Genomic DNA, 12,348 nt, shown 5'->3' with positions numbered 1-12,348 from the left:
GCCTGTGATGATTGCATCGCAGGCTCTTCTCCTTGACGCATATCACTTTCTTGACTGAGCCATGAACACCGCCTACCGCAAACCCCTGCCGGGCACCAAACTGGATTACTTCGATGCGCGTGCCGCCGTCGAGGCCATCCAGCAGGGCGCCTGGGAAAAGCTCCCTTATACCTCCCGCGTGCATGCCGAAAACCTGGTGCGCCGCTGTGACCCGGCGATCCTTGCTGAATGCCTGAAGCAGCTCATCGAGGTCAAGCGCGAGCGCGACTTCCCCTGGTTCCCGGCGCGCGTGGTGTGCCACGACATCCTCGGCCAGACCGCGCTGGTAGATCTCGCCGGCCTGCGCGACGCGATTGCCGACCAGGGCGGCGACCCGGCCAAGGTCAATCCGGTGGTGCCGGTGCAGCTGATCGTCGACCATTCGCTCGCAGTCGAATGCGGCGGCTTCGATCCGGATGCCTTTGCGAAGAACCGCGCCATCGAGGATCGCCGCAACGAAGACCGCTTCCACTTCATCGAATGGACCAAGGACGCGTTCAAGAACGTGGACGTGATCCCGGCGGGTAATGGCATCATGCACCAGATCAACCTGGAAAAGATGTCGCCTGTGATTCACGCGATCGACGGCGTAGCCTATCCGGATACCTGCGTCGGCACTGACAGCCATACGCCGCATGTCGATGCGCTGGGAGTGATCGCGGTGGGCGTGGGCGGCCTCGAAGCCGAGAACGTGATGCTGGGCCGCGCATCCTGGATGCGCCTGCCGGAAATCGTCGGCGTGGAGCTGTCGGGCAAGCGCCAGCCGGGCATCACCGCCACCGACATCGTGCTCGCACTCACCGAATTCCTGCGCAAGTCGAAGGTGGTCGGCGCCTACCTCGAGTTCTACGGCGAAGGCGCTTCCTCGCTGACGCTGGGCGACCGCGCGACCATTTCCAACATGGCGCCGGAGTACGGCGCGACTGCCGCGCTGTTCTCGATCGACCAGCAGACGCTCGACTACCTGACGCTTACCGGCCGCTCGGCCGAACAGGTGAGGCTGGTCGAGACCTATGCCAAGGAAGCCGGCCTGTGGTCCGACACGCTGAAGAATGCGAAGTATGAGCGCGTGCTGAAGTTCGACCTGTCCTCCGTCGTGCGCAACATGGCCGGCCCGTCCAACCCGCATGCGCGCGTGGCGACGACCGACCTTGCAGCCAAGGGCATCGCCGGCAAGTGGCAGGAAGTCCCCGGCCAGATGCCGGATGGCGCGGTCATCATTGCCGCCATCACCAGCTGCACCAATACCTCGAACCCGCGCAACGTGATTGCCGCTGCTCTGCTGGCGCGCAACGCCAACCGCATGGGCCTGACCCGCAAGCCTTGGGTCAAGACCTCGCTGGCGCCCGGCTCCAAGGCCGTTGAGCTGTACCTGGACGAAGCCGGCCTGACAGAGGACCTGGAAAAGCTCGGCTTCGGCATCGTCGCCTTTGCCTGCACCACTTGCAACGGCATGTCGGGCGCGCTCGATCCGAAGATTCAGCAGGAAATCATCGACCGCGACCTGTACGCGACGGCTGTTTTGTCCGGTAACCGCAACTTCGACGGCCGCATCCACCCGTATGCGAAGCAGGCTTTCCTGGCCTCGCCGCCGCTGGTCGTGGCTTACGCGATCGCCGGCACGGTGCGCTTCGACATCGAGCGCGATTCCTTCGGCACCGACGCGAACGGCAAGCCGATCACGTTGAAGGACCTGTGGCCGTCGGATGAAGAGATCGACGCGATCGTCAAGGCCAGCGTGAAGCCGGAGATGTTCAACAAGGTCTACATCCCGATGTTCGACCAGCGGGTCGCGTCCACGGAATCGGTCAGCCCCCTGTACAACTGGCGCCCGATGTCCACCTACATCCGTCGTCCGCCGTACTGGGAAGGCGCGCTGGCCGGCGAACGCACCTTGACGGGCATGCGTCCGCTGGCGGTGCTGCCGGATAACATCACGACCGACCACCTGTCGCCGTCCAATGCGATCCTGCCCAATTCCGCTGCCGGCGAATACCTGGCGAAGATGGGCTTGCCAGAGGAAGACTTCAACTCCTACGCGACCCACCGCGGCGACCACCTGACCGCACAACGCGCGACGTTCGCCAACCCGACCTTGAAGAACGAGATGGTGCGCGACGCCGACGGCAAGGTGAAGCCGGGCTCGCTGGCGCGCGTGGAACCCGAAGGCAAGGTCATGCGCATGTGGGAAGCGATCGAAACCTACATGGATCGCAAGCAGCCGCTGTGCATCATCGCCGGTGCCGACTACGGCCAGGGTTCGTCGCGCGACTGGGCGGCCAAGGGCGTGCGTCTTGCAGGCGTGGAAGCAATCGTGGCCGAAGGCTTCGAGCGCATCCACCGCACCAACCTGATCGGCATGGGCGTGCTGCCGCTTGAATTCAAGCCGGGCACTAACCGCATGACGCTGCAGATCGACGGCACCGAGTCCTTCGACGTCGTCGGCGAGCGCAAGCCGCGTTGCGACCTGACTCTTGTGATCAACCGCAGGAACGGCGAGCGCGTGGAAGTGCCGGTGACCTGCCGTCTCGATACCGCGGAAGAAGTGTCGATCTATGAAGCGGGCGGCGTGCTGCAGCGCTTTGCGCAGGACTTCCTCGCGTCGTCGTCGGCGAAGGCAGCTTAAACGCAAGGCTCTTTTTCGTCTCCCCCACAAGGGGAGGGGTTAGCGAGGGGATGGGTGTTGTAACACGCATTGCACCCATCCCGCTCCCGGTTGTCCCCCGCTATTTCAGGCGATGGGGGCGACGCGCCTTCTGAACCCGTTGCAGGAACCGTTTGAACAGCGGCGCAGCGATGCGCTGCCAAGCTTTACTAGGAAACCATTCTCATGGCCCACGTACCCCAAATCAAAATTCCCGCCACCTACATCCGTGGCGGCACCAGCAAAGGCGTATTCTTCCGCCTGCAGGATTTGCCTGAGGCCGCACAGGTGCCGGGCGCAGTGCGCGACAAGCTGCTCTTGCGCGTGATCGGCAGCCCCGACCCTTACGGCAAGCAGATCGACGGCATGGGCGGCGCGACTTCCAGCACCAGCAAGACGGTCATCCTGTCCAAGTCCAGCCGTGCTGATCACGACGTCGATTACCTGTTTGGCCAGGTCTCGATCGACAAGCCGTTCGTCGACTGGAGCGGAAACTGCGGCAATCTGTCCGCCGCCGTTGGCTCTTTCGCCATCAGCAGCGGACTGGTCGATGCTGGCCGGCTCCCGCAAAACGGGACGGCGACCGTGCGCATCTGGCAAGCCAACATCGGCAAGACCATCATCGCCCACGTGCCGATGACGAACGGGCAGGTGCAGGAAACCGGCGACTTCGAACTCGACGGCGTCACGTTTCCCGCCGCCGAAGTGCAGCTGGAATTCATGGACCCGGCGGCCGAGGAAGAAGGCGCGGGCGGCGCGATGTTCCCGACCGGGAATCTGGTCGATGATCTCGACGTGCCGGGCATCGGCACGCTGAAAGCCACGATGATCAACGCCGGCATCCCGACCATCTTCGTGAATGCGGACGCCATCGGCTACAAGGGCACCGAGCTGCAGGACGATATCAACGGCGACGCCAAGGCGCTGGCGATGTTCGAAACGATCCGCGCCTACGGTGCGCTGCGCATGGGACTCATCAAGAACGTCGATGAAGCCGCCAAGCGCCAGCACACGCCGAAGGTGGCATTCGTCGCTGAGCCAACCGACTACGTTTCCTCCAGCGGCAAGCAGGTCAAGGCAGGGGACATCGACCTGTTGGTGCGTGCGCTCTCGATGGGCAAGCTGCATCACGCCATGATGGGCACGGCTGCCGTTGCCATCGGTACTGCCGCGGCGATTCCCGGCACGCTGGTCAACCTGGCGGCAGGCGGCGGCGAACGTAATGCCGTGCGCTTTGGCCATCCGTCGGGCACCTTGCGCGTGGGCGCGGAAGCTACCCGCGTCAATGGCGAATGGAGCGTGACCAAGGCCATCATGAGCCGCAGCGCGCGGGTGCTGATGGAAGGCTGGGTACGCGTGCCTGGCGATGCTTTCTAAGAGCAATGAATTGATGATGAATAAGAAAAAGCGCACCGATATTTCTCGATGCGCTTTTTTTTTAAACCCAGTAAGTCGTTTGTAAGTCGCTCTATCCAAACTTGACACTATAGACAAGAGCGGTGCGCATCGCGGTGCACCCAGAACAGATAATCCATACGTCGGAGACGCCATGAAATACGCAGACTTTTACCAGCAATCCGTCAACGATCCCCAGACCTTCTGGGGCAACGAGGCCAAGGCCATCGACTGGCAACAGCCGTATTCCCAGGTCCTCGATTATTCCAAGCCGCCATTCACCAAATGGTTCGTTGGCGGCAAGACCAACCTGTGCCACAACGCAGTCGACCGCTGGGCCGCCAAGCAGGGCGACAAGCCCGCGCTGATCGCGATCTCGACCGAGACCAACAGCGAGAAGGTGTATTCGTTTGCGGAACTGCAGACCGAAGTGATGCGCATGGCAGCGATCATGCAGGCGCTGGGCGTAGGCCGTGGCGACCGCGTGCTGATCTACATGCCGATGATTGCGGAAGCGGCGTTCGCGATGCTGGCCTGCGCGCGCATCGGCGCGATCCACTCGGTGGTGTTCGGCGGCTTCGCTTCGAACAGCCTGGCCACGCGCATCGATGACGCGAAACCGACACTGATCGTGTCGGCGGACGCCGGCTCGCGCGGCGGCAAGAGCGTGCCCTACAAGCCGCTGCTGGACGAGGCGATCAACTTGGCGCAGCACAAGCCGGCGCACGTGCTGATGGTGAACCGGGGGCTGGTGGACATGCCGATGGTGCCGACGCGGGACGTCGACTATGCATCGATGCGCGAGCAGCACATGCAGGCGAACGTGCCGGTGACTTGGCTGGAGTCGAACGAGCCGTCCTACATCCTCTACACGTCGGGCACGACTGGCAAGCCCAAGGGCGTGCAACGCGATGTCGGCGGCTACGCCGTCGCGCTGGCGGCGTCGATGAAGTACATCTACTGCGGCAATCCGGGTGAAACCTATTTCTCGACCTCCGATATCGGCTGGGTTGTAGGGCACTCGTACATCGTGTACGGCCCGCTGATCGCCGGCATGGCGACCATCATGTACGAAGGACTGCCGATTCGTCCCGACGCCGGTATCTGGTGGAGCATTGTCGAAAAATACAAGGTCACGCGCATGTTCTCGGCGCCGACCGCGGTGCGCGTGCTCAAGAAGCAGCCGCCGGAATTCATGAAGAAGTACGACCTGTCGTCACTGAAGGCACTGTATCTCGCGGGCGAACCGCTGGACGAGCCGACGTCGCAATGGATTGCGTCGGAGCTGGGCGTGCCGATCATCGACAATTACTGGCAGACCGAAACCGGCTGGCCGATCCTGTCGATCGCCAAGGGCGTGGAAGACAAGCCGACGCGCCTCGGCAGCCCGGGCGTGCCGATGTTCGGCTACAAGGTGAAAGTCCTGAACGAATCGACCGGCGCGGAATGCGAGCCGAACGAAAAGGGTGTGGTGGTGATCGACGGCCCGCTGCCCCCAGGCTGCATGCAAACCGTATATGGCGACGACGAGCGCTTCGTCAAGACCTACTGGGCCAATTTCAAGGAGCCGGCCTATTCGACCTTCGACTGGGGCATCCGCGACGCCGACGGCTATTACTTCATCCTCGGCCGCACCGATGACGTGATCAATGTGGCAGGCCACAGACTCGGCACGCGCGAAATCGAGGAAAGCATCTCCAGCCATCCGAACGTATCGGAAGTCGCCGTGGTCGGCGTGGAAGACAAGCTCAAGGGCCAGGTGGCGGTCGCGTTCGCGATCCTGAAGAACCCGGAGCCGGCATCCACCCCGGAAGGCCGCAAGGCGCTGGAAGCGGAAGTGATGGCCGTGGTCGACAAGCAGCTCGGCGCGGTGGCACGCCCGGCGCGCGTGCATTTCGTGTCGCTGTTGCCGAAGACGCGTTCCGGCAAGCTGTTGCGCCGCTCGATCCAGGCATTGTGCGAAGGGCGCGATCCGGGCGACCTGACCACGATCGAAGATCCGGCTTCACTGCAGCAAATCAAATCGGTCCTCGGCGCCTGATTCGTCGATCCGTCTCGCGGGTGCGGCTGCGTATTCAACGCCGCCGCATCCGTTTTCCCGCTTTTATCCCCCGCCTTTTGCACGCATTCCCGCCGCGTCGCCTCGCAATACAACGAGGAAATAATTTCATTAAAAAGCAATCTTTTCGGAACGCTTGAAATTGCAAGCGGGTCGAACTCCGACGGGCAATAATTTTTTGCCAACAGGGGAGCTAGACGCCGTGGAAATCTTTTTTCGAGGCAATTTAAAGATGCGCCTCGTCGTGCTGATCCTGCTTGCCATGGCGCCGGCATTCGCGTTGTATGTGTTCAATTCCTATCAGCAGACGGTCGCGCAGAAGGGCAATGTCCGTGAGGCCGCGCTGCGGCTGGTGCGCGTGATGAAGGCCAGTCATACGCAGACCATCGAGGAGGCGAAGGGCGTACTGAAGGCGATGGCCCAGCTGTCGTCCCTGCGTAAAACGGGGCCGCATCGTTGCGACCTGCTGCGCAGCGAGCTTGCGCCGACGTTTCCCAGATTCGCCGAGATCGGTCTAGCCAGTCCCAACGGCGACGTGATCTGCCTGACCGGCCCTTCCAGGGCCAAGAGCAACGTGGCGAGCCAGCCTTTTTTCAGCGACACCATGGCCCGGCATGATATCGGCGCCGGCCCCTACCAAATCGACGAGGCGAGCCTGCTGCCGCAGGTGTTCCTCGGTGTTCCGATCACCGGGGACGCGATGCGGGTCGACGCCGTGCTGTTCGCGTCCCTCAGCCTGTCGCAGTTCGAGACCCTGCCGCCGGCGGTCCAGCTGTCGCACGACTCGATCATCGTCGTGTTCGACGACACGGGCCTGGTCCTGGCGCGCTATCCCGACCCGCAGGGCTGGCGCGGCACCAGGCGCATCGCCGATTCGCCGATCGTGCGCACCGTGCGCGGCAGCCTCGAGGAGGAAGGCGTGATCGACCTGCAGGGCGCCGATGACGTGCCGCGCCTGTTCGCCTTCGCGAAGATTCACCGGACGACGAAACAAACCGTGTATCTGGCCATCGGCATTCCTGCCGCACTGGCGTATGCCGATGCGAGCAATGCGTTTCGGTCCAATATGCTCAATCTCGGGTTGGTGTCGCTGCTGGTGCTGTGGATCGCATGGGTCGGCAGCCATCGCCTCGTGGTCAGGAAAATGCAGTCGCTGATCCGTGTCAGCGACCGCATCCGCAACGGCGACTTCGGCGCGCGCAGCGGCGTGGCGCGCACCCGCGACGAAGTCGGCCTGCTGGCGTCGGCCATCGACAGCATGGCGCAGTCCATCCAGAGCCGGGTCGCCGAATTGCAGCGCCATGGCGACGAGCTGCGCGAACTGAAGGAAATGAACGACGCGCTGCAGGCGTGCATGACGCAGGACGAGGTGCTGGCGATCGTGCGCCAGTTCGCGCTGCGCCTGTTTCCCGACCAGCCGGGCATGCTTTACCTGATGCATCCGAGCGGCGATCACCTGGAAGCCAAGACCCGCTGGGGCGATCCGGCCGCGATGAACGAATTCCTGCCGCAGGATTGCTGGGCGGTGCGGCGCGGGAAGATGTACCGGGTCGAAGCCGGCGGCGACCAGCCGCGCTGCCACCACGTGCAGGATCCGCCGCCCGGCAATTACGTGTGCGTGCCATTGATGGTGCAGGGGGAGATGCTCGGCTTGCTGCATCTCGAAAACGACAAGATCGGCAACCGCTCGCGGGAGCAGCCGATGGTGCAGGCGGCCGCCGAACATACGGCGCTGACGCTGGCTAACCTGCGCCTGCGCGACACGCTGCATGCGCAGGCCATGCGCGACGGTCTGACCGGCCTGTTCAACCGACGCTTCATGGAAGAGTCGCTCAGCCGCGAGATGCGCAATGCGCGGCGCACCAAGTCGCCGGTGGCGATCGTCATGATCGACATCGATCATTTCAAGCGCTTCAACGATACCTTCGGCCATGCCGCGGGCGACACCCTGCTGCGCGAAGTCGGCAAGATGCTGCAGCGGCAAATGCGCGGCGGCGACCTGGCATGCCGCTACGGCGGCGAAGAATTCACGATCATCCTTCCGGCGACGTCGTTGCACAATGCGGCGGATCTGGCGGAAAAGCTGCGCGACAGCGCGCGCCACCTGCGGGTGACGATGGATGGGCAGGCGCTCGGCCAAATCACGATTTCGCTCGGCGTCGCCTGTTTCCCCGAGCATGGCGACACTTGGGAGGCAGTCCTGCACGCGGCTGACATTGCGCTCATGCAAGCGAAACATACACGCAATCGCACCATAGCCTATGGTGCCGAGGAAGTGTCGGTGCCAGGAAGAAAGGTGGGTACGTAAAGGCGGGCACCTGGAGGGGGCTGGTTTGTTTTTTCTGGCGGAAATGCGCAGCCGCGGACGTGTGTTGTGTCATTTTGGGAACATCGCCTGCCTTTACCCATCCAAGCGGGAGCGGTATCGGTTTGACAGGGAGCGACGCGGTGCATGGGGCGGCGTCGTGCCGAACATGCCGTATTATACCCTCCACGTCCTGGTCATTCGTCTGCGGCCGGCTGTGGATCAAATCACCTCTAGACTAGACCAATTCATGGTTCAAACTGATGAGATCCGAGTCTTGCTTGTCAACGACGACCCGGGATCGCGTTTTGCGTTGCATACCATCCTGACCGACCTCGATGCCGCGATCGAGACGGCGGCTTCCGGCGAAGAGGCGTTGATGTTGCTGCTGAAGAAGGAGTTCGCGGTCATCATCCTCGACGTGAAGATGACCGGCCTCGACGGCTTCGAGACGGCGCGCCTGATCCGGCAGCGCCCGCGCACGAAATATACCCCCATCATCTTCCTGACCTCGCACCGCGCCACCGATCTCGACCGTGCTACCGGCTATGAACTGGGCGCGGTCGATTACCTGTTCATGCCGGTCGCGCCCGAGGTGCTGAAGTCCAAAGTGCAAGTGTTCATCGACCTTGCCAGAACCAACCAGCGGCGCGAACGCAGCGATGCCGACCTGGAAACCACGAACCGCCAGCTGCAGCAGCAGCTGGAACAAGTGATGCGCCTGAACGAAACGCTGCGTGCCGAGATTGTCGCGTGCAAGCAGGCCGGAGAGTATTTCCCGGGCGGCCGGAAGCTAATGCCTGTCGCCAACGGGGCAGCGCCGGTGGAAGAAGGCGCCCAGGGCCGCGAAATCGAGCGGCTGATCGCGCAGCATGCGGGCGACTTTGTGTCGCTGCTCGACGCCGCCGGCGCCTGGGTGTATGCCAGCCCGTCCTACCATGCGGCGTTCGGCAAGGCGATACGGGAAGGCAGCTATTTCGACATCGTGCATGCCGACGACCGGGAGCCGCTGCGCGACGCCTTCCGTCAATTGGTCAGGGACGGCACGAATGCACGCCTGCACTACCGGGTGCTCGTACCCGAGCGCGGCGAGCGCCACCTGGAATCGGAGGCCAGCGTGATCCCCGATGCGGCCGGCAAGGTGGCGCAGGTGGTGATGGTGTCGCGCGATATCACCGACCGCAAGGAAATGGAAGCGTACATCCTGCACCAGTCGTTCCACGATACGCTCACCGGCTTGCCCAACCGCCTGCTGCTGGAAGACCGCATGCGCCAGGCTACGGCGAACCTGGGCCGCCAGCATGCGCCGGTCGCGGTGCTGTTCATTGATCTCGACCGCTTCAAGGACATCAACGACACGCTCGGCCATGCGTCCGGCGACCGCCTGCTGCAGGAAGTCGCGGAGCGCCTCGGCCGCTGCGTGCGCGAAGGCGATACCGTGGCGCGCCTGTCGGGCGACGAGTTCGTGGTGCTGCTGGCCGGTCTGCATGACGTGCAGGACGCGGCGCTGGTGGCGAACAAGATCGTGCGCACGGTGGCCGAACCCTGCCTGATCGGCGGCAGGGAGCTGCGGGTGTCGCCCAGCATCGGCATTGCGATCTTTCCCGACGATGGGCAGAACATGGAAGAACTGTTGCGCAATGCCGATACCGCCATGTACCACGCCAAGCAGGAAGGACGCGGCCGCTATTCCTTTTTCGCGGCCAGGATGAATGAAGCCGCCGACCAGCGGCTGGCCGTCGGAAGCGCCCTGCAGCGCGCGATCCAGGAAGGCGAGTTTGTCCTGTATTACCAGCCCAAGATCAGTGCGGTCGACGGGGAACTGCGTGGCTTCGAAGCGCTGATCCGCTGGCCGCAGCCGGACGGAGAGTGGATGTCGCCCGGCACCTTCATTCCGATCGCCGAGGAGACCGGGCGCATCGAGCCGATCGGCAAGTGGGCGCTGCATGAAGCGGCAAGACAGATCAAACAGTGGATCGAGGCTGGCGCCACGTGCTGCCCGATCGCAGTCAATGTATCGGCGCGCCAGTTTCACCAGGCGAGCCTGATGCGCGACATTCAAACGGCGTTGCAAAGAACGGGCATCCCGCCAGGCCTGCTGGAAGCGGAGCTGACCGAGTCGGCGGTGATGGCCGATCCGGCCAAGACGATCCAGGCGCTGCACCAGATTCGCGACCTGGGGGTGTCGATTTCGGTCGACGACTTCGGCACCGGCTATTCATCGCTCGCCTATCTGAAGCGCTTCCCGCTCGACAAACTCAAGGTCGATGCCGCCTTTGTGCGCGACATCGCGACCGACCCGGACGACGCTGCCATCGTGTCGGCCATCATCACGCTCGCCCACAGCCTGAACCTGACGGTGATCGCGGAAGGCGTGGAGACGGCCGACCAGATGGCATTTCTCATCGAGCATGGCTGCGACGAGATGCAAGGCCATTATTTCAGCAAGCCGGTGCCGAGCGAGGAAGCGCTGGAAATGCTCAAGCGCGGACGATTCAATCTTCACTGACTAGTCCATCACTCATTCAGAAGGAGGACGACGTGGCGCAGGAATCCGTAACGCATGAACGGCGCAACTACGCGAGGCGCGCGCATGACCGCGCCATTCTTGAACATGATCTCGACTCCGAGGCGCTGGACCGCGGCGCGCTGCTCAAGGCGCTGAACGCCGTGCGCGACGGCGACTTCAGCGTGCGCCTGCCGCTGCACTGGGAGGGCATGGACGGCAAGATCGCCGACGCGTTCAACGAGATCGTGGCCACCAATGAACAGCTCGCCAAGGACATCGAACAGGTTTCCAAGGTCGTCGGCATGGAAGGCCAGCTCGGCCAGCGCATCTCCTCGGAAAAGGCAGGCGGCGCATGGGGCGTGGAAGTCCGCTCCATTAACACCCTGATCGACAACCTGGTGCAGCCGATCCGCGACTCCGGCCGGGTGATCGGCGCGGTGGCGCGCGGCGCGCTCGACCAGGACATGGAACTGGAAGTCGAAGGCCGGCCGTTGAAAGGCGAATTCCTCAAGAACGCCAAGACCATCAACACCATGCTCGACCAGCTGAACAGTTTTTCCAGCGAGGTGACGCGCGTGGCGCGCGAAGTCGGCACCGAGGGCAAGCTGGGCGGACAGGCGCAGGTGACCGGCACCTCCGGGGTATGGAAGGACCTGACCGACAACGTCAACCTGATGGCGATCAATCTCACGGGGCAGGTACGCAACATCGCCGAAGTCACCACGGCGGTCGCCAAGGGCGACTTGTCGCGCAAGATCACGGTCGATGTGAAGGGGGAAATCCTGCAGCTGAAGGACACGATCAACATCATGGTCGACCAGTTGAACAGCTTTGCGGGAGAAGTCACGCGGGTGGCGCGCGAAGTCGGCACCGAGGGCAAGCTTGGCGGGCAGGCGCAGGTCAAGGGCGTATCGGGCGTGTGGAAGGACCTGACCGACAATGTCAATCTGATGGCGAGCAACCTAACCGGACAGGTGCGCAACATCGCCGATGTCACCACGGCGGTGGCTAGGGGCGACTTGTCGCGCAAGATCACGGTCGACGTGAAGGGCGAGATCCTGCAGCTGAAGAACACGATCAACATCATGGTCGACCAGCTCAACAGCTTCGCCGGCGAGGTCACGCGGGTTGCGCGCGAAGTCGGCACCGACGGCAAGCTGGGCGGCCAAGCGGTGGTGCCGGGCGCGGCGGGCGTGTGGAAGGACTTGACCGACAGCGTCAACGCCATGGGCAGCAACCTGACCAACCAGGTGCGCAACATCGCTGAAGTCACCACGGCCGTGGCCAGAGGCGACCTTTCGCGCAAGATCACGGTCGATGTGAAGGGCGAGGTGCTGCAGCTCAAGGACACGATCAACATCATGGTCGACCAGTTGAACAGCTTTGCGGGAGAAGTC

At 63.2% G+C, this 12,348-nt stretch carries 6 protein-coding genes; all 6 read left to right on the top strand.

Going from position 1 to position 12,348, the window contains the following annotated elements:
- Positions 1 to 61 precede the first annotated feature (61 nt).
- The gene (gene acnD / locus TSA66_RS07145) at positions 62 to 2,665 is read left to right on the top strand and encodes a Fe/S-dependent 2-methylisocitrate dehydratase AcnD (protein WP_040039531.1); all 2,604 of its coding nucleotides are present in this window, start codon (positions 62 to 64) and stop codon (positions 2,663 to 2,665) included.
- Between the two features lie 204 nt (positions 2,666 to 2,869).
- Entirely contained in the window at positions 2,870 to 4,060 is a 1,191-nt protein-coding gene (prpF, locus tag TSA66_RS07140; RefSeq protein WP_040039530.1) for a 2-methylaconitate cis-trans isomerase PrpF, read from the top strand.
- A gap of 172 nt (positions 4,061 to 4,232) precedes the next feature.
- Complete coding sequence (locus tag TSA66_RS07135; protein ID WP_040039529.1) at positions 4,233 to 6,119, top strand: propionate--CoA ligase; 1,887 nt, start codon at positions 4,233 to 4,235, stop codon at positions 6,117 to 6,119.
- A gap of 250 nt (positions 6,120 to 6,369) precedes the next feature.
- Positions 6,370 to 8,445 carry a sensor domain-containing diguanylate cyclase gene (locus tag TSA66_RS25435; protein WP_052452169.1) on the top strand — a complete coding sequence of 692 codons (2,076 nt, stop codon included), beginning with the start codon at positions 6,370 to 6,372 and terminating at the stop codon, positions 8,443 to 8,445.
- 247 nt (positions 8,446 to 8,692) lie between these two features.
- The gene (locus TSA66_RS07125; protein WP_040039528.1) at positions 8,693 to 10,951 is read left to right on the top strand and encodes a two-component system response regulator; all 2,259 of its coding nucleotides are present in this window, start codon (positions 8,693 to 8,695) and stop codon (positions 10,949 to 10,951) included.
- 95 nt (positions 10,952 to 11,046) lie between these two features.
- A partial coding sequence (locus TSA66_RS26065; protein ID WP_040042309.1) for a HAMP domain-containing protein occupies positions 11,047 to 12,348 on the top strand: 1,302 nt, incomplete at its 3' end.

This window comes from Noviherbaspirillum autotrophicum (assembly GCF_000818395.1).
GTDB lineage: Bacteria > Pseudomonadota > Gammaproteobacteria > Burkholderiales > Burkholderiaceae_D > Noviherbaspirillum > Noviherbaspirillum autotrophicum.
The sequence above is the reverse complement of the archived record's forward strand: the minus strand, read 5'-3'. Positions and strand labels throughout refer to the sequence as shown.

What these genes read in the sequence shown, in the direction of transcription:
- acnD (WP_040039531.1), top strand. Translation starts at nt 62, where the DNA reads ATGAACACCGCCTACCGCAAACCCCTGCCGGGCACCAAACTGGATTAC.
- TSA66_RS07135 (WP_040039529.1), top strand. Translation starts at nt 4,233, where the DNA reads ATGAAATACGCAGACTTTTACCAGCAATCCGTCAACGATCCCCAGACC.
- TSA66_RS25435 (WP_052452169.1), top strand. Translation starts at nt 6,370, where the DNA reads ATGCGCCTCGTCGTGCTGATCCTGCTTGCCATGGCGCCGGCATTCGCG.
- prpF (WP_040039530.1), top strand. Translation starts at nt 2,870, where the DNA reads ATGGCCCACGTACCCCAAATCAAAATTCCCGCCACCTACATCCGTGGC.
- TSA66_RS07125 (WP_040039528.1), top strand. Translation starts at nt 8,693, where the DNA reads ATGGTTCAAACTGATGAGATCCGAGTCTTGCTTGTCAACGACGACCCG.